The organism is Pseudomonas tructae, assembly GCF_004214895.1.
Lineage (GTDB): Bacteria > Pseudomonadota > Gammaproteobacteria > Pseudomonadales > Pseudomonadaceae > Aquipseudomonas > Aquipseudomonas tructae.
On record NZ_CP035952.1, the window covers coordinates 3,165,440 to 3,186,928 of the forward strand.

Annotated in this window: 13 protein-coding genes; 2 read left to right on the forward strand and 11 right to left on the reverse strand. The window is 63.2% G+C overall.

Annotated elements, in window-relative coordinates; all coding sequences use genetic code 11:
- Positions 1-91: 91 nt before the first annotated feature.
- From EXN22_RS14315 to EXN22_RS14330, 4 genes are read right to left on the reverse strand one after another with little or no spacing between them, the layout of a single operon-like run.
- Positions 92-1,279, reverse strand: a complete 1,188-nt coding sequence (locus EXN22_RS14315) for an HlyD family efflux transporter periplasmic adaptor subunit (RefSeq protein ID WP_130264674.1) — start codon at positions 1,277-1,279, stop codon at positions 92-94.
- Complete coding sequence (locus tag EXN22_RS14320) at positions 1,269-3,440, reverse strand: type I secretion system permease/ATPase (protein WP_130264675.1); 2,172 nt, start codon at positions 3,438-3,440, stop codon at positions 1,269-1,271. The genes EXN22_RS14315 and EXN22_RS14320 overlap by 11 nt, the downstream gene beginning before the upstream one ends.
- Positions 3,430-4,704: a TolC family protein gene (locus tag EXN22_RS14325; RefSeq protein WP_130264676.1), complete on the reverse strand. Its 1,275-nt coding sequence runs from the start codon at positions 4,702-4,704 to the stop codon at positions 3,430-3,432. Before EXN22_RS14325 ends, EXN22_RS14320 begins: the two co-directional genes overlap by 11 nt.
- The gene (locus EXN22_RS14330; protein WP_130264677.1) at positions 4,704-11,396 is read right to left on the reverse strand and encodes an Ig-like domain-containing protein; all 6,693 of its coding nucleotides are present in this window, start codon (positions 11,394-11,396) and stop codon (positions 4,704-4,706) included. Before EXN22_RS14330 ends, EXN22_RS14325 begins: the two co-directional genes overlap by 1 nt.
- Before the next feature lie 221 nt (positions 11,397-11,617).
- Here EXN22_RS14330 and EXN22_RS14335 point away from each other — a divergent pair, with 221 nt between their 5' ends.
- Positions 11,618-12,133, forward strand: coding sequence for a GNAT family N-acetyltransferase (locus EXN22_RS14335; RefSeq protein WP_130264678.1), 516 nt, complete (start codon positions 11,618-11,620; stop codon positions 12,131-12,133).
- Here EXN22_RS14335 and EXN22_RS14340 read toward each other — a convergent pair.
- Positions 12,118-13,089 (reverse strand): DNA-binding protein, encoded by a 972-nt coding sequence (locus EXN22_RS14340; RefSeq protein ID WP_130264679.1) that lies wholly within the window; start codon positions 13,087-13,089, stop codon positions 12,118-12,120. The two genes, EXN22_RS14335 and EXN22_RS14340, sit on opposite strands and share 16 nt — an antisense overlap.
- Before the next feature lie 178 nt (positions 13,090-13,267).
- Here EXN22_RS14340 and EXN22_RS14345 point away from each other — a divergent pair, with 178 nt between their 5' ends.
- Positions 13,268-14,224, forward strand: coding sequence for a site-specific integrase (locus EXN22_RS14345; protein ID WP_130264680.1), 957 nt, complete (start codon positions 13,268-13,270; stop codon positions 14,222-14,224).
- Here EXN22_RS14345 and EXN22_RS14350 read toward each other — a convergent pair.
- Genes EXN22_RS14350 through EXN22_RS14375 form a run of 6 tightly spaced genes read right to left on the reverse strand, consistent with a single transcriptional unit; the run spans position 14,221 to position 21,470 of the window.
- Positions 14,221-14,859: an alpha/beta hydrolase family protein gene (locus EXN22_RS14350; protein ID WP_130264681.1), complete on the reverse strand. Its 639-nt coding sequence runs from the start codon at positions 14,857-14,859 to the stop codon at positions 14,221-14,223. The two genes, EXN22_RS14345 and EXN22_RS14350, sit on opposite strands and share 4 nt — an antisense overlap.
- Positions 14,856-16,142 (reverse strand): hypothetical protein, encoded by a 1,287-nt coding sequence (locus EXN22_RS14355; RefSeq protein WP_130264682.1) that lies wholly within the window; start codon positions 16,140-16,142, stop codon positions 14,856-14,858. The genes EXN22_RS14350 and EXN22_RS14355 overlap by 4 nt, the downstream gene beginning before the upstream one ends.
- Complete coding sequence (locus tag EXN22_RS14360) at positions 16,135-17,898, reverse strand: non-ribosomal peptide synthetase (protein WP_130264683.1); 1,764 nt, start codon at positions 17,896-17,898, stop codon at positions 16,135-16,137. Before EXN22_RS14360 ends, EXN22_RS14355 begins: the two co-directional genes overlap by 8 nt.
- A 4-nt stretch (positions 17,899-17,902) precedes the next feature.
- Positions 17,903-18,913, reverse strand: a complete 1,011-nt coding sequence (locus EXN22_RS14365) for an alcohol dehydrogenase catalytic domain-containing protein (protein WP_130264684.1) — start codon at positions 18,911-18,913, stop codon at positions 17,903-17,905.
- Entirely contained in the window at positions 18,910-20,256 is a 1,347-nt protein-coding gene (locus EXN22_RS14370) for a 3-phosphoshikimate 1-carboxyvinyltransferase (protein ID WP_130264685.1), read from the reverse strand. The genes EXN22_RS14365 and EXN22_RS14370 overlap by 4 nt, the downstream gene beginning before the upstream one ends.
- Positions 20,253-21,470 (reverse strand): Coenzyme F420 hydrogenase/dehydrogenase, beta subunit C-terminal domain, encoded by a 1,218-nt coding sequence (locus EXN22_RS14375; protein WP_165392214.1) that lies wholly within the window; start codon positions 21,468-21,470, stop codon positions 20,253-20,255. The genes EXN22_RS14370 and EXN22_RS14375 overlap by 4 nt, the downstream gene beginning before the upstream one ends.
- Positions 21,471-21,489: the final 19 nt, after the last annotated feature.

Genomic DNA, 21,489 nt, shown 5'->3' on the forward strand with positions numbered 1-21,489 from the left:
AGTTGCTAGAGAGTAAAAAACTGGGGGGCTGTTGCGGCCCTATCGCGGGGCAAGCCCGCTCCTACACATTTGGGTAGGAGCGGGCTTATCGTCAATACAACCGCGCCTTGACCAGCGGCCGGATCAGGTAGTTGAGTACGGTGCGCTTGCCACTGAGGATATCCACCTCGGCGACCATGCCGGGGATGATCGGCAATACTTCATCGCCGCGCTTGAGCACGCTGCCATCGGTCTTGATCAGCACCTGGTAGTACGACTCCTTGCCGCGCGGGGTGTCTTCTTCGATGGTATCGGCGCTGATCTGTTCCAGGGTGCCCTTGAGGTCGCCATAGATGGAGAAGTCATAGGCAGTGATCTTGACCTTGGCCGGCATGCCCGGCACCAGGAAGGCCACGTCACGGGGCTTGATCCGGGCCTCGACCAGCAAGCGCTCCTCCACTGGAATCACTTCCATGATCGCCTCGCCCGGCTGGATCACCCCGCCACGGGTGTTGATCAGCACGGTATTGACCCGCCCGCGCACCGGCGAAAGGATTTCGGTACGGCGCAGCTGATCCTGGCGCTGCTTGATGATCGGCTCCAGGGCGCTGAGGTCGGCCTTGCGTTGCGAGCGTTCGGTGTAGGCGTCCTGGAAGTAGGTGTTTTTCAGCTCCGTGAGCTTGCCGTTGAGGGTGGCGATGTCCTGGCTGAGCTTGAGCGCCTCCATCTGGCTCACCGCGCGCTTGGCCACCAACGGCCGCACCAGGTCGAGCTGGCTCTGGGCCAGGCGGATCTGCGCCTGGATCGAGCGGGTGTTTTCCACCAGCTTGTCGCGTCGCGACTTGAACAGCTCGCGCTCGGAGCGTGCCAGCGGGCTGTCGGCATCGACGTCGGCGGCAAAATCGATATGCGCCTTGCCGAGCACTTCGGCATCCAGGCGGGCAATCGCTGCGCGCAAGCCGTCAGCCTGGTTGGTCGATTCCTGGACCGTGGTCAGAAACCGCGTTTCATCCAGGCGGAGCAACGGTTGGCCGACCTCGACCAGGTCACCCTCCTTGACCAGCAGGTGGTCAAGGATACCGCCCTCCAGGCTCTGGATTTTCTGGATGCGGCTGTAGGGCACCACCCGGCCATCGCCACGGGTGACCTCGTCTAGTTCGGCCCAGGCCGCCCAGGCGATAGCAATCAGGATGCAAGCCAGCAACAGCCACAACAGCGGCCGGTAGACCGGGTGAGTGACCGCCAGCAGCGGGTCGGCCAGTTCGCGGCGCAGTCTGGCCGCCTTGCGTTCAGAGCCCATTTGCACCTCCTGCGGCCTGCGGGGCCTGCACCTGGCTGCCCTGCACCACCTGCTCCAGTGGGCCATCCATGATCACCCTACCCTGGCGCAGGACCACCGCGCGATCGACCAGGGCGAGCATGCTCTTCTTGTGGGTGGTGATGACCAGCGTGCGTTTGCCCAGCCATTGCTGCAGGTAGTCGACCACCTGTTTTTCGCTGGTCTGGTCGAAGGCTGCGGTGGGCTCATCCAGCAACAGGATCGGTGGGTCCTGCAGCAGCACCCGGGCCAGGCCCACGGCCTGGCGTTGCCCGCCGGACAGGCTGGCGTTGCCCAGGATCGGCAGGTCAAGGCCCAGCGAATGGCCGCGCACGAATGCCCCCAGGCCAACCCCATCGAGGGTTTCCAACAGTTCATCGTCGCTCAGGGCAGCGTTCTCCAGATTGAGGTTGTCACGCAGGCTGCCCTGGAACAGCGCCACTTCCTGGGGCAGGTAGCCAATGCCGCGCTGGCGGTCGGCCGGGTCGATCTGGCTGAGGCTGACATCATCGAGCAGCAGGCGCCCGGACTGGGCATCGAGCAAGCCACTGAGCAAACGCAACAAGCTCGACTTGCCCGCACCGTTGCCACCGAGCAACGCCACGCGCTCGCCGGCCTGAATGTTCAAAGCCTGGATATCCACCACTGGCGGGCCATCACCGAGGCTAAGGCGCACACCTTCAAGGCGATAGTGCCCACGCAGTTGCGGCTTGTGCACGAAGCGTTTGCCCTTGGGCCGTTCCTGTTCGGCGGCCATCAACTGGTCGAGGCCTTCCATGGCCACCTTGGTGTGCTGCCAGCGGCCGAGAATACCTGCAGCCTGGGACAGCGGCGCAATTGCCCGCGAGGCAAGAATCGAGCAAGCCACCAGGGCACCGACGGTCATGGCACCGTCGCTGATGCGATAGACGCCGAACACCACCACACCGACGTAGCACAGCTGCTGGACGATGCTCGAGGCATAGCTCAGGGTCGAGGCCAGGGCGTGGGTTTTCATGGCCGTGCTCGACAGCTCGCCGGTCAGGCTTTCCCATTGCTGCAGGCAACGGCCTTCAGCGCGGCTGGCCTTGACCGTTTCCAGGTGTTCGAAGGCTTCCAGCAGCACGCCGTTCTTCATTGCCCCTTCGCGCAGGTTCTGCCGCGACAGCCGGCCGAGCAGGCGCTGAGTCAGCAGCCCCGGCAACACCATCAGCACGCAAGCGACAATCGGCACCCAGACCACCTGGCCGCCGATCATGGCGATGATCAGCAAGAAAACCACCACGAACGGCAGGTCGCTGATCAGCGCGGCGCTGGATGAGGTAAAGAATTCGCGGACCGACTCGAATTCGCGCACCTGGGTGCTGAATGCCCCCATCGACGCAGGCTTGGCGGCGATCCGCGTGCTCAGCACGCGCGCGAACAGCAGGCTGGACAGTTGCAGGTCAAGGCGCTTGCCCAGCACGTTGAGCAAGTGCCCGCGCATGATCCGCAGCACACCGTCCAGGACAATCGCCAAGGCCACGCCACCGGCCAGAATCCACAAGGTGTCGAAGGCGGCATTGGGCACCACCCGGTCATACACCTGCATGGCGAACAACGCTGAGGCGATGGCCAGGACGTTGGCCATCAGAGCTGCGGCAGCCACTTCGGCATAGGAGCGCCAGAGCTTTTTCAGCGGGCCGAAGAACCAGTGCTCGGGCACCACCGAGGCGTAGTCCCCTACCCGCTCGTCCGGCCGGAAACGGCATTTGGCGAACACCGCCGTGCCGCTGTACAGCGCCGCCAGTTCGCTCAGCGCCAGGCACTCGACGCCGCCATCGCTTTGCGGCACCAGGACCTGGGCTTGTTCATTTTCGAGCTTGACCAGCACCAGGCTGCGCCCGTCCGTGAGCAACAGCAGCGCCGGCAGCAGGTAGTTGTCCATCTGTGCCAAGGGCAACTGATCGACCCGTGCAGTTATATCGGCGCGGCGCAACGCTCGCGCGACCAGGCGCAACGGCAGCCGCCCGTGCTCCAGCGCCAAGCCATCGACCAGCTCGGCATCGCCCAGCGGGCGGCCCAGTTGGCGGCACAATAACAGCAGGCCCTGGCGCAACGGATCGTTGCCCGGCTCGTGATTGAGCGCCACGACCTTGCCGGCAATCCTGTTCTCAGCTTCCATTCAACCGATTCTCCACCAGTGGGCCCAACAAGCCGACCTGAGCGGCCGCCCGGTATTCAATGCGCTTGCGTTCGATGTGCAGGTTGATCAATTGACGCTCGGCCTCGAAGCGTTCGCGCTGCACGCTAAGCAGGTCGATCACGTCACGCCGGCCCACTTCGAACTGCTCGCGGTACAGCTCGCTGACCTGCGCCGACTCCGTCACTTGCACCTGCAAGGCTTGCTCCCGCCAACCCAGGGTTTCGCCATTGTCGAACAGGGTTTGCAGTTGCCGGCGGATATCGCGCTGCATGGCGTCGGCGCTGAAGCGCGCCGACTCCAGGCGTTGCTGGGCAGCCGTCGGGCGGCGGAAGTTGGACAAGCCCTGGAAGGTGTCCATGCGTAAACGCAAGGCCACCACCGAGTCGCTTTCCGGGTGCCCGCCGACTTCCCGGCGCAGCGCTGTAGCCTCGATGTTCAGTTGCGGCAGCAACGCCGACTTGGCCTCGCGGACCTGGGCTTCGGCGACGTTGGCGTCCTCCAGGGCCTTGCGCTGCAAGGGCGCGTCGTGAATCACCCGGGTCAGGTCACTGTTGGCCAGGTAGCGTTTGAGCGACATCGGTTCGGGGTCGTTCAACGTATCCGGCTCCTGGCCGACCAGAATCAGGTACTGGTTGCGCGCGTCCTGCAGGTTGCCCTTCTCCAGTGCCAGCTGTTCCTGGGCCCGCGCCAGTTCGAGATTGGCACGGTCCAGTTCACTGCGATCGGCATAACCATCGCCACCGCGGTCTTGGGTCATCTGGCGGATACCGCCCAGGCGCTGCAGGTGCGTGCGCACCGCCTCGACCCGGCGTTCGGCCGCCAGCACGTCGAGGTAGGTCTCGACGATATCCAGCGCCGCATCGTCGCGGGCCACCAGCACCGCCTCCGACAGCTTGCGCTGGTTGGCGCTGGCACTGTCGACCTTGCTGTTGACCCGGCCCCAGTCGTAGAGCATCTGCGACGCGGTGAGGTCATAGACCACCTCGCCAAAATCAAACTCCTGGGGCCCGCCGGACATCGACAGCGAGGGGTAATAGCCGCCCTTGGCAATCTCCACTTCTGTGCCGGCGCGATCGGCTTCGGCCATCGCCGAACGCACCTCGGGGTGAATGGCCAGCCCGGCCCGGACCGCCTGGTCCAGTGGCATGGCTGGCGTAACCATCGGCAGACCCAGCACAAGTAACCCCAAGGCTACTTGCGCGTGCTGCCGTCCCTTGCGCGCATACTGCTGGCGCGCCGTCATCAAACCACGACCTGGACCGTGTTTTCCTCAACCAGCAGCGTGTTGACGCCAAATGCGTAGACGTCATACACCAGGCCGTTGATCGTCTGCGTGGTACCCGTGTTGAGCGCACCCACCACATTCAATGTGTCGTTGCTTTCGCCGGTGATCTGCAAGGTGTTGTTGGCATCGGTGATCAGCCCCACTTCTGCGGCGGTAAGGGTCAGTACGCTGCCCGCATCGCCTTTGCCCAGGTCGACCCGTTCAATGTTGCTGAGGGTGCCGACGCCGACGGCGTTGTAGTCCAGGTCGATGCCATTGGCCAGCAACAGCGTGTCGAAGCCTGCCCCGCCATCGATGCTGACGAAGTTGGTCGCGGTAATCTGGATGGTGTCGTTGCCATTGCCCGCCGCCACATGATCGCCAGCGCCGACGTTGAAGATCAGGTCGCTACCGTCGCCGCCGTTCAGGTGCTCGGCGCTGCCGTTGACAGCGGACATCACATCATCGCCCGCAGTGCCGTTGACATTGATCTGGCCGATGATCGACGACAAGCCGTTGGGCAGCAGGGTGATGCCATAGGCCGCGCTGTCGTTGCCCTGGCTGTCGGTGGCGATAACGTTGAAGGAGATCTGTGAGCCCAGGTTGAGGATGTCGGTAATGTTCAGCCCCAGTTGGGTGAGGATGGTCGGGCTCAGCAGGTTCAGGGCAAAGTGCCCGCTACCGTCGGCGAGAATCGGCAACAACTGCACGTCCAGTGCCGGGGTGATGACGCGAATCAACAGGCTCGAGCCCACCTCGGTGTTGCCGCTAAAGCCAAAGCGCGGGTTCAGCGGGTTGAGGCTGACGTCCACGGCAAAACCGCCGATGGTCACGGGCTGCTCGATGTTGGTCCCTATCGCAATGCTCGCAACGCTGCTCGGGTTGCCGGCCGGGTCACGGCCCACCACCGAGACCTGGGCGCTGAGCAACTGGTCCCAACTGAAGTCGATGTCCAGGTCGGTCAGCAGGTTCAGCGACGCCAGTCCGCTGTTATCGGCCGTCACCGTTACCGTTCCGGTCACCCCGCCGACGGTGAGCGTCACCGTCAACTCGGTGCCAGGATCAGTGGAGATGGTCAGCAGGTTGCCCACCAGCGACAGCACCGGGGTCGCCGGTGGCACGGTGTCGATGGTGAAGGCCACCGGTGTCGAGGCGGTACCGCCATTGATGTCGGCGGTGATGGTCGAGGCGCCTTGGGGGAACGGCCCGCCCGACGGGTTGAGGGTCACGCTGACGGTGCCAGCGGTGATGTCGCCGGCAGTCAGGGTATGGCTGGCCTGCACCTGGTAGCCGTTCTGCCCGGCAAAGTTGACGGTGATCACCTGGCCGACCTGCAGGGTCGGCCGTACCGTGACGCTGACCTGGATACCGTTGGCAATTTCGGCAGCGTTGATCCAGGTGTCGGCCGCTTCCGCCACGCTCAGGGTCGGTGGCGCCAGGTCCGGCGCGGTGACGCTGCTCGGGCCGCTGAGGTTGCCCGCGGCATCCACCGCCACTGCAGACACCGGCTGACCGGCAATCAGCGGCGGTGCCAGGGGCAAGCTGAAGTTGCCGCTGCCATTGACGTTGACTGTGATCGGGTTGGCGCTGTCGCCGTTGATCACGATACGTACCTGGCTGTTGGCTTCAGCGGTACCGCTGAGCAAGGCACCATCGGCGCTGATGTTCAGCACGGGCGCCGGCGGGGCCACGCTGTCGACCGTGGTACTGGCCGGAGGGCTGTCGTTGCCGGCGGCGTCTTCGGCCACCGCGTTGACCACGGTGCCGTTGGCCAACGGGCTGCCCGGGGTGAAGCTCCAGTTGCCACTGCCATTGGCTGTGGTCTGGCCAATCGGGTTGCCGCTGCCATCGGTAAGGGTGATCTTCGCGCCAATTTCGGCGGTGCCGCTGATCACCGCGCCATTGCTGGCGTTGATGACTGGCGCGGCGGGTGCCTGCGAATCCACCGTGGTGCTGCCCGGGCCACTGTTGTTGCCGGCAAGGTCCTGGGCCACGGCATTGACCACGGTGCCGTTGGGCAACGGGCTTGCCGGGGTGAAGCTCCAGTTGCCACTGCCATCGGCATTGACCTGGCCAATCGGGTTGCCGCTGCCATCGGTAAGGGTAACCTTGGCGCCCGCTTCGGCGGTGCCGGCAAGTACGCTGCCGTTAGTCGGGTTCACTACCGGTGCGGCAGGTGGCATCGCGTCCACCGTGGCGGTGGTTGGCGCACTGGTATTGCCAGCGGCGTCCTTGGCCACGGCGGTGAACACCTGGCCATGGGGCAATGAGCCAACACCCGGGAGGAAGCTCCAGTTACCGCTACCGTCGGCAGTCACCTCCCCTATCGGGTTGCCGCTGCTGTACTTGAGGATGATGGTGGCGCCCGCTTCCGCCGTACCAGTGACAAGCGTACCGTTGACCGGGTTGATCACCGGCGCGGCCGGGGCCACCGAGTCGACGGTGGTGCTGATCGGCCCGCTGGTATTGCCGGCGGCGTCCCTGGCCACGGCATTGACCACGGTGCCGTTGGCCAGTGGTGCTCCTGGGGTGAAGCTCCAGACCCCGCTGCCATTGGCCGTGGTTTCACCAATCGGGTTGCCACTGCCGTCGGTGAGGATGACTTTCGCACCGATCTCGGCGGTGCCGGTAATCACTACGCCAGTGCTGGCGTTGATGAACGGCACTGATGGCGCCAAGGCATCCACCGTGGTGCTGACTGGCCCGCTGGTGTTGCCGGCGGCGTCCTTGGCCACGGCATTGACCACGGTGCCATTGGGTAGTGGGCTGCCCGGGGTGAAGCTCCACTGGCCGCTGCCATTGGCAGTGGTCTGGCCAATCGGGTTGCCGCCACCATCGGTGAGGATGATGGTCGCCCCGGCCTCGGCGCTGCCACTGAGTTCGGCGCCATTGCTGGCGGCTATCACGGGTGCGCCCGGGGCGACGCCATCGATGGTGGCAACCGCTGCGGCGCTGTCGGTGCCTGTGGGATTGCGCGCAATGACCGTGACCACGGTGCCGTCCGGCAACGGCATGCCCAGGCTGAAACTCCAGTTGCCGCTGCCATCGACCGTTACCTGGCCAATCGGGGTGCCATTGCTTAGGGCCAGGATGATGGTATTGCCGGCATCCGCCGTACCGCTGAGGATTGTGCCGTTGCTGGGATCGACGTGAGGAATCGACGGCAGCGAAGTATCGATGGTGGTGGAACCTGGCGCGCCGGTGTTGCCTGCCGCGTCAGTGGCGGTGACATTGACCACGCTGCCGTTGGGCAACTGTGCACCCGGACTGAAGCTCCAGTTGCCGCCGGCGTCGGCCTGGACCTGGCCAATCGGGTTGCCGCTGCCATCTTTGAGAGTGACCGTGCTGTTGGCCTCGGCGATGCCATTGAGGGTGTTGCCGTTGCTCGGGTTGACCACCGGCGCCGCTGGCGGCAGGGCATCTACGGTGGCGCTGGCGGGCGGGCCACTGTTACCGGCCGGGTCCTGGGCCACGGCATTGACCACGGTGCCGTTGGGCAACGGGTTGGTGGGCGTGATCGTCCAGTTGCCGCTGCCATCGGCAATGGCTTCGCCGATCGGGCTGCCGCCGCTATCGGTCAGCATCACTTTGGCCCCGGCCTCGGCGGTGCCGCTGACGGTTGCGCCATTGCTCGGGCTGATCACCGGTGCGCCCGGGGCGACGCTGTCGACTGTGGTTGCCGCCTGTGGCCCGGTGTTGCCGGTCGGGTCGGTGGCCTTGGCAATCACCACGGTACCATTGGGCAGCGGGCTTGCCGGGGTGAAGCTCCAGTTGCCGCTGCCATCGGCAGTGACCTGGCCAATGGGGTTGCCGCCGCTGCCGGTCAGGGTCACGGTAGCACCGGCTTCAGCGCTGCCGCTGATGACGGCGCCATTGCTCGGATTGATGATCGGTGCCGCCGGTGCCGAACTGTCGACGGTCACTGTGGCAGGTGCGCTGCTGTTGCCAGCGGCATCCTTGCTGAGCACATTGACCACGGTGCCATTGGCGATCGGTGAAGCGGGCGTATAGCTCCAGTTGCCACTGCCATTGGCAGTGACCTCGGCAATCGGGTTACCACTGCCGTCAGTGAGGATCACCTTGCTGTTGGCTTCGGCCATACCGCTCAGGGTGCTGCCGTTGCTCAGGTTGACGGTGGGTGCAGGCGGGGCGACAGCGTCGACGATAGCGCTGGCCGGGGCGCTGGTGTTGCCGGCCGGATCCGTGGCGGTGACATTGACCACCGTGCCGTTGGGCAACGGGCTGGCGGGAGTGAACGTCCAGTTGCCGCTACCATCGGCGGTGACCTGGCCAATCGGGTTGCCGCTGCCATCGGTGAGGATCACCTTGGCCGCGGCCTCGGCGGTGCCGCTGACGGTTGCGCCATTGCTTGGACTGATCAGCGGTGCGCCCGGGGCCACGCTGTCCACGATCGATGTAGCGGTTGCGCTGTTGCCGGCCGCATCGCTGGCCGTGGCAACCACGACCGTGCCATTGGCCAGCGGGCTGCTTGGGGTGAAACTCCAGTGGCCACTGCCATCGGCGGTGACCTGGCCGATCGGGTTGCCGCTACTGTCTTTGAGCGTCACCGTGGCGCCGGCTTCGGTAGTGCCACTGATAACGCTGCCATTGCTTGGATAGATGATCGGTGCCGAAGGCGCCGAGCTGTCGACGGTCGTTGTGGCGGGGGCGCTGCTGTTGCCGGCCGCGTCCTGGGCCAGCACCTTGATGACCGTGCCATCGACAATCGGCGTGCCTGGTGTGTAACTCCAGTTGCCGCTGCCATCGGCCGTAACCTGGGCAATCGGGTTGCCACTGCCATCGGTGATGATCACCTTGCTGTTGGCCTCGGCCGTACCGCCCAGGCTGCTGCCATTACTCGGATTGACCGTGGGCGCCGCCGGGGCGATGGCATCGACGCTGACACTGCTCTGGCCACTGGTATTGCCGGCCGCATCCTGGGCCACGACATTGACCTGCGCGCCGTTGGGCAACGCACTGCCAGGGGTGAAGCTCCAGTTGCCGTTGGCATCGGCAATGGTCTGGCCGATCGGGTTGCCGTCGCCGTCGCTGAGCACGATTTTCGCGCCGGCTTCAGCAGTACCGCTGAGCAGTGCGCCGTTGCTCGGATTGACCAGCGGCGCGTTTGGTGCCACGGCATCGATCACCGTGCTGGCCGGCGGGCTGCTATGGCCGTTGGCATCTTCGGTGACCACATTGACCACGGTGCCATCGGCCAGTGCCGTGCTCGGGGTGAAGCTCCAGTTGCCGCTGGCATCGGCCATGGTCTGGCCGATCGGGTTTCCGTCGCCGTCGGTGATTACCAGGGTGATGCCGGGTTCGGCAGTCCCTGACAGCACGCTGCCATTGCTGGGATTGACCTGAGGAGCATCGGGATAGTCCGGCGCCTGGACACTGACCCCAGCGCTGCTGTTGCCGGCCGGGTCGGTGATCACCACCGTTACGGTCTGGCCATTGGTCAGCGGTGGGTTGAGCGGCACCTGGAAATTGCCATCGGCACCGATCACCTGGGTCACATCCGGCTGGCCATCGCCATTGGTATCGACCCCTACCTGTGCCCCCGGCTCGCCTCTGCCGCTGACGCTGGTGCCATCGGTCGCGACTTCTACCTCGGTCGCAGGCGCCGGTGCGCTGGTGTCCGGGGCCTTGGCCTGGGCCACCGGACTGCTGTTGCCGGATGGGTCGGTGACCACCACAGACACGGTCTGGCCATTGGTCAGTGGCGGCGTCAGCGGGATCTGGAAGGTGCCGTCGGGCGCGATCACCACGCTCACCTCGGGTTTACCATCGCCATTGGTGTCGATACCTGCAGTTGCGCCCGGCTCACCCTTGCCGCTGACGCTAGAGCCATCGGCAGCCACCTGAACATTGGTAGCCGCTGCCGGTGCAGTGGTGTCCGGGGCTTTGGTCTGGGTCGCCGAGCTGCTGTTGCCGGACGGATCAGTGACCACCACGGTCACCGTCTGGCCATTGGTCAGTGGCGGGTTCAGCGGCAGTTGGAAGTTGCCATCGGCGCCGACCACCACACTGGTGTCGGCTTTGCCGTCACCGTTAGTGTCGACCCCGACCGTGGCGCCCGGCTCGGCCTTACCGCTCAACGAACTGCCGTCAGTGGCGACCTGAAGCCCGCTTGCGGCGGCCGGGGCGGTGGTGTCCCCTGGCTGTGCACCTCCCCCGCCACCGCCACCACCGCCTCCGCTGCTATTGGAGATGGCCACGCCCGCGCCGATCACGGCGGCGCCGGCCAGCAACATGCCACCCATCCCCAGCCCTGCGACGGTAGCACCGGTACCCGCGCCGGCACTGCCGGCGGCGGTCAGTGAGTCAAAACCGGCTACGCTTTCCTGGGCAACGTAAGTCGCCGCCAGCACGCCGTCTGCCGCAACCGGAGGCAGGCTAACCGCCACCAGCTTGCCTTCCTGAACCAGAAACAGTTCGCTGGGTGCTTGCCCAGGCGCGTAGAAATTGGCGACGCGAATGCTTTCGCCGTTTTTCAGTTGCACCACCAGGTCCGCATCGCTTTTCGAATAGCTGGCGACCGCTTCGGGATTGATGTCGAGGGCAACTTCACTGCTTTCGCTGAGCGTGAGAATGCCTTTGTCCGGCACCTCAAGGACGGCAGCGGAGGAGACATTTTGATTGAGAGGGGAAATCTGCGCCTGAATCGACATGCTAGACAGTCCTTTTGCCTATAGTTGACCGAAGGGTCACACTGCTGCCTGAATGAATAGCAGTTCTGCAAAAAAAAACGATTCTGGCTTTAGGCTTAATACCTAAGCGCGCTTAAACGTTTTTCGCGTTAGTCCAAAAGGCTTGCAGCGCCGGCGCTGTTGCGCAAAAAGCGGCAATTGGCCACACTGCGGCATCACTTAGCACAGTTGCCACCCTGCCCTTGAACATCCGCCTAGCCCGCCCTGAAGATGCGCCCCTGCTCCCGACCGTCGAGCGTTCGGCAGCGCAAGCCTTCCTCCGTCATCCTGGCCTTGAGTGGATTGCCCGTGGCCCGGTCATGAGCCTTGAGGATCATTTGGGCTTCATCGAAGCGGGGCATGAATGGTTGCTGACTGACGAACACGACCCGCCCCAGGGGTTTATCTGCGCCACGCCGGCGGGCACAGACCTGTTCATTCATGAGCTGTCGGTTGCACAGGCGCTCCAGGGCCAGGGACAGGGTCGCCGACTCATCGCCACAGTCCGCCAGTGGGCAAGCGATCAGGGCTTTCAGGGCTTGACCCTGACCACCTTTGTGCAGGTACCGTGGAATGCGCCTTTCTATGCGCGCCTGGGTTTTGAGCTGCTCACTGAAACACAGCTCAGCCAAGCCCTGAGCCAACAGCTCAGGCGCGAACAACTGCAGTTCAAGAGCACCCGCTGCGCCATGCGCCTGAACCTTCAGCCGTTGTCCTGAGCCTGGGCGCTGGCGCGTTCTGCCTGACGCAAAAGCGCTTCCTGTTTGCCGATCAGTTGCAACTGACGACGCAGCTCCGACACCCGCTCAGCCAGGCTCAGGGCCAGGTCCTTGTTCTGTTTTTCCAGCTCGTCCCGTGAGCCCGCCAGCTGTGCAAGCCTCACCTCCAGGCCGTGAATCTGCGCCTGCTGGCGTTCGTTCTGGGTCTTGTTGCTGCGCTGGGCATCCTTGAGGGTGCGGATTTGCACCAGCAGCCCCTCGTTATCGCGGTTCAGGCGGGTCAGTTCGTCCTGTTTGACGATCAGGGTCTGTTGCAACTGACGCACCTCCACCTGCAACTGCTGAACCTGGGATTCATGGCGACGCTGCTCCTGGTCACGCTGTTCGCGGCTGGCCGTGCGGTAATGCTCGAGCGCATCGCGTGCATGCCGGTGCTTTTCTTCCAGGGACTGGATCTGCTCGTCCTTGTCGGCCAGGCGCAGGTTCAACTCCCCTACCGCCTGGTTGAGCGTGGCGTTGCGTGTCTGTTCACTCTGCAAGGTGCTGCGGGTAGTCGCCAGCGCCTCTGATTCGCTGGCCAGTGCGGCAGCCTGGATTTCATGCTGCTGTTGCAGCGCGGCCAGGGCTTGCTGACTGAGCTGGACCTGGGCCAGCAGCGTCTGGCGCTGTTGCTCGAATGCCTCGCGGGCGTGCTCGATCCGCGCCTCACCCTCCTCCTGCAATTGCGCAGCCAGCTGCTCGACCAATACCGCCAAGGTATCACTGAGGTTGACGGCGGTTGCGGGCACGGCTGAGTGCTGGCTTTCCAGCTCTTTCAAGTAACGGTGGATGGTGGTTTTCGAGCCGGTATTGCCCAGTTCGATACGTACCGCATCGATGCTCGGGTGCTCGCCCCGTGCCAGCAGCGCCTGCCGCGCCTTTTGCACGACTGCCTTGTTGATGCCACCACGGGCCATGCTGCCTCCTACGATTTCGTACTGTGATACGTACCATGTATTTACATACTATATTAAGTGACCCATATGCGCTTGATAAATGCATTCATCAGATAAAATAATCACGGCTTATCGCATGTTAAGGGCTAAAATGCCGCGTTAAAGTGCCAAGTGCGGTACGTTTGGCGAGTGAGGGGCAATGAACACGATCGAGCGCTATCTGCAGGCTGCCACCCGGGACAACACCCGGCGTAGCTATCAAGCAGCGGTGGAACATTTCGAAGTGAGCTGGGGCGGCTTTCTTCCGGCCACGGCAGACAGCGTCGCCCGTTACCTGGTCGACCACGCTGCCACTCACTCGGTCAACACCCTCAAGCAGCGCCTGGCCGCGCTGGGACAATGGCATGTCAGCCAGGGTTTTCCCGACCCGACCAAGGCGCCGGTGGTACGCCAGGTGCTCAAAGGCATTCGTACCCTGCACCCCAGTGAGCCCAGGCAGGCTGCTCCGCTGCTATTGCAACACCTGCAAACGGCAATCGCTGTACTTGAAGGTGAAGCCGCACACGCCCGCAGCCAACACGACCTGCCTGCGCTATTGCGCGCCAGTCGCGATAAGGCGCTGCTGTTGATCGGTTTCTGGCGTGGCTTTCGCGGTGACGAACTGGCGCGCTTGCAGGTCGAGCATATCCAGGCGCAGGCCGGGGTCGGAATGTCGATCTTCCTGCCGCGTAGCAAAGGCGATCGGCAGGCGCTGGGCGTGCGCCATCGGGCACCGGCATTGAAGGTGCTGTGCCCGGTACAGGCTTATCTGCAATGGCTTGAAGTCGCCGGCATCGCCCACGGCCCGGTGTTTAGAAAGCTCGACCGCTGGGGCAACCTCGGCGAGCAGGCGCTCAACAGCAACAGCTTGATCGGCCTGCTGCGGCGCCTCCTCGAACGCTGCGGTGTGCCCGCGGCCTTATATACCGGCCACTCGTTGCGTCGCGGCTTCGCCACCTGGGCCACCAGCAACGGCTGGGAGCTCAAGGCCTTGATGGGTTACGTGGGCTGGAAAGATGCCAAGTCGGCGCTGCGTTACATCGATGCCGCAGTGTCTTTTGGTGAGCTGGCCGTGCTGGACACAGGGCCGACATCGACCCTGCCCAGCCTGCCTTAACCTGCCAAGGTAGGCCATGCCAGCGCTGGGCTTTGCATGACCAGCGCTGCCAGACACGGATCGTTGATGACTGAGGCATGGCTGGTGCCGGGCGCAACGTGGTAGCGATGGCATGCAGCGCGATGCAGTCCCAGCTCCTGGGCCAGTTCGCTGACGCTGCTCTGTGCTGACAGCAACACGTCGACCGGCACAATCGGCAGCGGTTGGCGCGGCAAGTGCGCGAGCATCTGAATGTTGCCCAGCACGCAGTCGCGTTCCACCAACTGGGCATCAACCAGGTCATCGATGTAGGCATATTGCGGGTCGGTTGCCAGGCGCTGGGCGATGCTCTGCAGGCTGTACCCCTGAACGCTGGCAACCGCAGGTGGATCAACCAGGCACAGACGCCGTGCCGCGCCCTGTTGTGACACACAACAGGCAGCCACCCGGGCACCAAATGAGTAGCCGAGTACCAGATCCATGGCCGCGAGGTCATGGTCGTCAGTAATCCGTTCGGCCAGCACCTCGATGCGCGGATAGGGCCAGTAATCGCTGTAGTTGAGTGTCGTCAGCAGCGCCCTGCCCTTTAGTTGACGCGCCAGCGCAGAGAAACAGATGGGATGGCCGACAAAGTCGGGGAAACAGATCAGCTTCATAGCTGCTTTACTCCCGCGACAAAGCACGCCAGGAATGACTCGGCCAGCGCCGCCGGCAAATAGCTATTGAGCAACACCTCGTGGCCCAGCGCAGACTTGATCAATGTCAGGTCAAGCAGGGTCTTGGGCTTCTCAGTCACCGGGTTGGCAATGTAACGCTGCAGCCATGCCGCATCCTGACTCGTCAGTGCAACCAGATTGAACAGAAACGACGGGGTGAAATCGTACAATTGCAACGCGCCGAGAATCTCCTCATAACCGAGCAGGGCTTGGGCAAGCGTGGTATTGAGTTGTGCCACCTGTTGCTGCAGGTGGCTGTCCGTGGGCTCCAGGGCAATCGGCACGGTATAGGTGGAAAATCCGCTGGTGACGCTGCTATCGGCCCAGTCAACCAGCACATTGACGATGGCCGCCTGGATTCCCAGGGCAGCGGCGCAGCTTTGCCGGTACACCTGCAGGAGCTGCGCAAGCCGCTGTGGCCCCTCCAGTGCCAAGCTATCGACCGCCAGTGGCGCGCGCAACTGCAGTGCCTTGGCGTTGGCGGGTAGTGCGGGTAGCCGTGCCAGCCGGGTATAGCGGTGACTTTGCGCTTCCCAGTCGGCACTGCAAGCGTCGACCTGGCGCTCGTACTCATCGGCCAGCATCAGGTTGTTGCTGACAAAGCTGAAGTCGGCAGGCTGTCCTGTGCCTGGCAGTTGCTGGGCAAGTTGCTGGACACTGCGCAACACGTTGAACTGACCGACATGATTGCCAAGAATGTGATGCAAACAGGCCCCCAGGTGCAACGTCTCACCAATACGCACTTTGAACAGGTAGAACAGATCGTCTTTGAACAGTGAGAGCGGCTGCTGCAGGAAGTGTTCGACACAATCCTCCAGACTCTGGAAGGTGGGCACGTCAGTCAGCAGCAAGGTTGCAGGCGGCAACGGGTCAAGATCGAACGCATACTCGCCCTGTACCTGCACAACGCGACAGGCAATCAATGGATGAAAGCGCTTGAGTTGCTGGGCTAGCGATGCCAGGTCCACTGACGCTGCGGCCACCTGCTCGGGGTTGAACAGGTACACCACGTTGTTGGCAGTGAGATGCTTGCCCAACAGTTGCGCATACACCATCGACAACTGGCTTTTGTTCAATTCCACTGTGTGTTGGTCGTCGCTATCGTCAAGCCTGCCCGCAGTTGCCCACAGCCGTTGCCGGGCTTGCTGCTCAGAGGTGGCGCGCAGCACGGCAAAGCGCCCCAGATGAGTCTTGATCGAAAACACCTCGGATGGCTCAGACATTGATCGCCTCCTGCTCCAGTGCAATCACGTAATAGCGCTCGACACTTGCCTGCCGCCATGCACCCAACCCCGGCTGACTGTCCAGCACAGCCAGCAGTTCACCCAACGTGGCCAACTGGTAGAACTGCGCAAGGCTCAGCCACTCCCAACCCAGCTGCTGGTTAACCCTGCCGATCAACTTGATCGCCGCCAGCGAGTTGCCACCGTTGTCGAAAAAGCTGGCCGCCAGATTCCGGCTGTGCAGGCCAAAGCTCGCCAGAAAGTCCGAGCCCGAATCGCCCGCCCGGTCGCTGGTGCCGCGCACGTGCTGTTGCAGGGCGTGGGTATCGAGCTTGCCTGAGACGCGCAGGGGAAACCGCTCGATCGCAACAAAGCGCTGAGGGACCATGAACGGCGGCAAATGAGTCCGGCCATAATCGGCCAGGTCCGCTGGCGAAATTGCCGACCTACGCAGATAAACCAGCACCAAGTGTTCCACGCCGCCCGGATCATCCAGCACAACGGCACAGTCGAGCATGCCCGGATATTGCTTGAAGGCCGCAGTGATTTCGCTCAGGGATATTCGCTGGCCACGCAGCTTGATCTGGTCGTCGCGACGCCCGTGAAAGCGATAAAGGCCATCGCTGTCGCAAGACACCAGGTCGCCGCTGCGATAGCAACGCAGCCGAGTGCCCTGCCAGTCCAGTTCGATGAACTTGTCCCGTGTCTGCGCCGCATCGCCCAGGTACCCCGGGGACAAACCAGCACCAGCGATCAACAGTTCGCCAGGCTCATCCTCAGCACAGGCACTGCCATCGTCACGCACCACCAATAAGATGGCGTCTGCCACCGCATGGCCGATAGGAATGTCGCGGTGGTCGTCGAAGGTTCGAGGAATGGCGTAAACACAGGTGCCCATGGTGTTTTCCGTAGGCCCGTAACCGTTGTAGATCGTCATTTCCCAGGTTGCGTCATACGCCTGACGAATGTGCGCAGGTGACAATGTCTCGCCGCCGACCATCAAGCGCTTTACCCCTTGCAGGCATTGCGCGTCGATGTCTATGAAAGTGTTGAACAGCGTCGAGGTCAACCACAAGCTGTCGACCTGCCCTGCCCTGACGTAGCGCTGCAAGGCGCTGAACGTCAGTGGCCCGGGTGGATGAATGCACAGTTGCCCGCCATTGAGCAGGCTGGTCCAGATCTCGAACTGCGACGCATCGAAGGTCAGGTTCGAGGCATAGAGCATGCCAAAGCCCGGGGTCAGCGCGAAGTGCTGCGGCCGATCACAAAAGCCAAGCACGCCCTGATGGGTGCAGGGGATGATTTTCGGCGCACCGGTGGTGCCGCTGGAGAAGTTCACATACACCGCTTCCTCGCCACTCAAGGCCGGCCAGTGCGACGGCAGCGGCGCCGGCGCGAGCAGGTCGGCGAGCAGCAGGTTTGCCGAAGGTACTTCGCTGACGGTCCAGTCGATGCCACTGCGCGAGACGATCGCCGCATTCCACTGCGCCGGGTTGCCTGGGTCCAGATAGCAGTACGACAAGCCCGCCCGCACCATCCCGACGATCAGCACCACCTGCTCGATCGAGCGCTGCACATCAAAGGCCAGCGTGGTGCCCGGTGCCAGGCCCAAGCCAAGCAAATGCGCTGCCACAACCGCCGAACACTCCTGCAACTGGGCATAGCTGATTGTCTGCCCATTGCAGCTCAGGGCAATGTCGTGCGCATGGCGGGCAAATATTTGCTCCAGGCGCTCAGGTATTGATACACACGTCATGCCGTCAACCTTCCTGGTGATTGATCAGTTGAATGCCCGGGGCAAAGAAGGCCGCCGAGTTGTAGCGGAGCAACGCTTGGGTAACAGGCTGCTGCTCGCGTCGCAGGCAGTCCAGCCACACTTGGCTGTGCACCAGATCGTCCAGGCAGCGTGCAATGTTGTGATCGACCGTTGATTCACCCGGCACACTGAGCAGGCTCTTGCGTCCATGGTGGTAGTCGTCATCGCGGTAGCCTGTGCCACAGCGCGATGCATTGACGATATCGACATTGCCCAACTGCGGGGACAGTTCAAGGGACAGGCTGACGCGCCCGACATTGACCAGCCGCGAACGGCCGCGACCCTTGCCCTGCGGGTTGAGCAGGCTGATCAATCGCGGCAGCAGCGCTGTGATGTCGGCGTCAATACACAGGAATATCGTGCTAAAGCGCCCACTCAGCGCCTGCAGGTCACCCTGCAGATCAAGGGTACGGAGCGGCAGGCCGGTCTCGATGGCGTGCGGGTTGAGATCAGCCGCCCAGACCTGAACCTTGCGCCGCGCGGCCACCAGGCTCAGCAACTTGCCGACCGGTCCCATGCCAACCACCAGAATCTGCTCGCCCTCCTCCAACTGGCCACGGTCAGCGGCATGTACCGCTGTGGCGCCAAGGGTGGCGAGTACTGCCTGGTCCAGGCTGAGTGCGTCCGGCACCCGGCAGACCAGCCGCTGCGGTACGTTGATCCAGTTGGAGTGGGTGGCGATGTTCCAGCCCATGGCCACCACCCGGTCGCCGGGGGTGAACTGATCGACCTGCGCACCCACCCCGCTGACAACGCCCGCAGCACAGTAACCGAGCGGCAGTTGCTCACCGCTCTGGGCAACCTGGCGAATGTAGTGTCGCTCGGTGCCCGGGCTGACCAGCGTGTAGTCTACGGCCACTTGCACCTCAGTCGGTGCGGGCGCGCCCAGCGACGCCTGCAAGCGTTGCACACCGTCAGCACCGCAGGCGGTGAGGGTGTATCGAAGTCTGCTCATAAGCCACTGCGTCCTGTGAGGGTGTCCAGGCATTCGGCAAAGCCCGGGAATGAGGTCGTGTAGCAATGCCCTTCAAGAACGGTGCCCTGTAACCCATGGGCCAGCAGCAATACGTGAGCAGTCATCGACAGTCGATGGTCACCGAAGGTTGGCACGGCCTTGGGCGCATGGGGGACTTGTGCGCCGTCTACACGAACGTCATAGCCGTGTACCTGATAGTCCAGCCCGAAGGCATTGAGCGTACGGCGGGTCGCCTCGATGCGATCGGACTCCTTGAAGGTCAGTTCGTAAAGGTCGGTGAAGGTCGCCTGGCCTGGCAACAGGCAGGCGATCGCCAAGGCCAGTGGCACTTCGTCGATCATCGCGTGAAACAGGTCCTTGTCACGCAGGTCGTGAGCCCTGGGTTCACCGCCGCCTTCAAGGATCAGCCGACCGATCGGTTCGCCATGACGCACGCTGTCCACCACCACGGTCAGCTTGAAGCCGCACAGGCCAAGCCAGGTGAAAAAGCCCTGCCGTGTGGGGTTCAGGCAGACGTTGTCGAAGGTCAACTGCTGCTGCGCGCGGCCCCGGTTACACAGCAGGAACAGCGCAGCCGGATAGGCAATCGCCGAGGGGTCTTGTGGAATGCAAATCTCCTCGGGCACCGTGCACTGGCGTGGCTGATATTCGATGTGGTGATGGCGTTCGAGCAGGCTGTCGCCAAAGCTGTTGACGATTCGCTGGGTGTGATCCCGAGACACCACCGGGTAGCTGATCGACAGGGCCTTGCGGGCCGCTACACCGGCAAACAGCAAGGTGCTGATGGCCTGGGCACTGCCGATGCGGATCAAGGCATGGCCACCGTTGAATTGCGCCTTGTTGATGCGCACCGGCAGCGAGCCGGGCGTGCCCAGGTAGCGCAGGTCAGCGCCCATCTGATTCAACGGCTCGACGATCCAGTCGAAGGGGCGATTGCGCAGGGTTTCATCGCCATCGACGATGCACGGCACATTCAAGCCTACCAGCATGCCAATCAGCATCCGTGCAGCGGCGCTCGAAGGGCCCAGGTCAACCACTGTCTCGTGGGTATCAGCAGCGAAGTCGCCGCTGATACTCACGCAGTCGCGGGTCTCTTCCTGCTTCACCTGCAAACCCAGTTGTTGCAAGGCATCCAGCAATAGCGTCACGGCTTTGCCACGGTTGAGCGAGCGCAACTTGACCGGGTGCGCCGCCAGTGCCGCGAACAGAATCATCCGGTGGCTGATGGATTTGTCCGAAGGCAGGCGCTCATCGACATTCACCCAGACCTGATGTTCGCCATCGAGTTTGAAATCTATCTGTCGGTCCGGGTAATCGATCATTGTGCACTCCTGTAGTTGGCGGGGTTGATCAGTTCGGCGTCATCCACTAACGCCATCTCGTCGAAAAGGTCACCGATGCCTGGGCCGGCGGGCAGCACCAGATCTTGCGTCTCGTAGAAACGCCGACGGTTTTTCTTGCGCTCAAGGCCAAGGTTGAAACCGCTCAGGTCAATCGCCCAGGTTTCCAGGCGACCATGGGCAATCGCTCTGTCAACCAGTAACTGGCCCATGTCGGTACGCACCAGCGCACGGCCATGCTTCTTTTCTTGCGAGCCGTTGAGGCTGGCTTCGAAGATATTCGGGTCACCATCACAGACGCTGACGTCCGCCAGGCCGCTCATCCAGTCGCCGCAGCTCAGGCAGCGAAAAGTCTTGTTGTCCTTGAGCTTGCCGAGGATTTCCCAGAAATCGATGCCCAAGGTCTGGTTGTCGATCAGCGTTACCTGCAAGCGTCCGGGGTACTCGCCTTCGCGGTACTTGATATCCGTGACCTGCTGTGGGTCCTGGGCCAGCACATCACTGATGATGCTGCGGGTACCGGCCGGCAAGGTGTTGGACGAACAGGCGGTTTCAATCACACAGACAATCTGGCTTTTCGCCCAGCGGCCAATGGCCGTGTCCCGACGCTGCAGCTTGCGGATAGCCTGCACATGGCACGCCAGGCCAACCAAGGCGATACGCGCCTGAGGCGTTTGCTCGAAGCACTCGCGCAAGGCATTGAGGTACGGCGCCAGTTGATAGGTGGACTGGGCGTTGTTGATAATCGCTTGCTCAGCACCATCCACTTGCGCAGCACTGCGCCAGCCTTGCTGTGCATGGCGGCCCATGGTCAACGTCAGGTCCACGCCCAAATGCGCCCGCGCAGTCAGCAGCAAGGTGGTTGCGGTACCGCCGCTGGCCGAACGCCGAACGATGTGCGCGTCGGTCGAGCGTGCGCCGATTGCCACCCGATTGATCCCCAGCCAGCGCTCCTGGGCGGTGCGCGTGCGGCCAAACAGTTCCTGTTCGGCGCGGTCCGTGTCTGGCTGCAGCCCTGGGCAGACTGCCAGACATTCACCGCAGGGCTCGCACTGATCACCCGCAAGGTCCAGCACCGGCGTGACCGTGTCGGGGTCGAAGCTGATCAACTGCTCCGGACAGACCAGGGCGCAAGCACCGCAGCCTGCGCAAAGGTTCTGGTCAAGAACGGTGAGTTTCAACAACATCCCTGTCATTTTCAGTAACCTCAAGTGC

Bases quoted from the DNA above. Each gene is read 5' to 3' on its own strand.
- EXN22_RS14350 (WP_130264681.1), bottom strand. From the start codon at position 14,859: ATGAAGCTGATCTGTTTCCCCGACTTTGTCGGCCATCCCATCTGTTTC.
- EXN22_RS14325 (WP_130264676.1), bottom strand. From the start codon at position 4,704: ATGACGGCGCGCCAGCAGTATGCGCGCAAGGGACGGCAGCACGCGCAA.
- EXN22_RS14340 (WP_130264679.1), bottom strand. From the start codon at position 13,089: ATGGCCCGTGGTGGCATCAACAAGGCAGTCGTGCAAAAGGCGCGGCAG.
- EXN22_RS14320 (WP_130264675.1), bottom strand. From the start codon at position 3,440: ATGGAAGCTGAGAACAGGATTGCCGGCAAGGTCGTGGCGCTCAATCAC.
- EXN22_RS14315 (WP_130264674.1), bottom strand. From the start codon at position 1,279: ATGGGCTCTGAACGCAAGGCGGCCAGACTGCGCCGCGAACTGGCCGAC.
- EXN22_RS14375 (WP_165392214.1), bottom strand. From the start codon at position 21,470: ATGACAGGGATGTTGTTGAAACTCACCGTTCTTGACCAGAACCTTTGC.
- EXN22_RS14370 (WP_130264685.1), bottom strand. From the start codon at position 20,256: ATGATCGATTACCCGGACCGACAGATAGATTTCAAACTCGATGGCGAA.
- EXN22_RS14365 (WP_130264684.1), bottom strand. From the start codon at position 18,913: ATGAGCAGACTTCGATACACCCTCACCGCCTGCGGTGCTGACGGTGTG.
- EXN22_RS14360 (WP_130264683.1), bottom strand. From the start codon at position 17,898: ATGACGTGTGTATCAATACCTGAGCGCCTGGAGCAAATATTTGCCCGC.
- EXN22_RS14330 (WP_130264677.1), bottom strand. From the start codon at position 11,396: ATGTCGATTCAGGCGCAGATTTCCCCTCTCAATCAAAATGTCTCCTCC.
- EXN22_RS14355 (WP_130264682.1), bottom strand. From the start codon at position 16,142: ATGTCTGAGCCATCCGAGGTGTTTTCGATCAAGACTCATCTGGGGCGC.
- EXN22_RS14345 (WP_130264680.1), top strand. From the start codon at position 13,268: ATGAACACGATCGAGCGCTATCTGCAGGCTGCCACCCGGGACAACACC.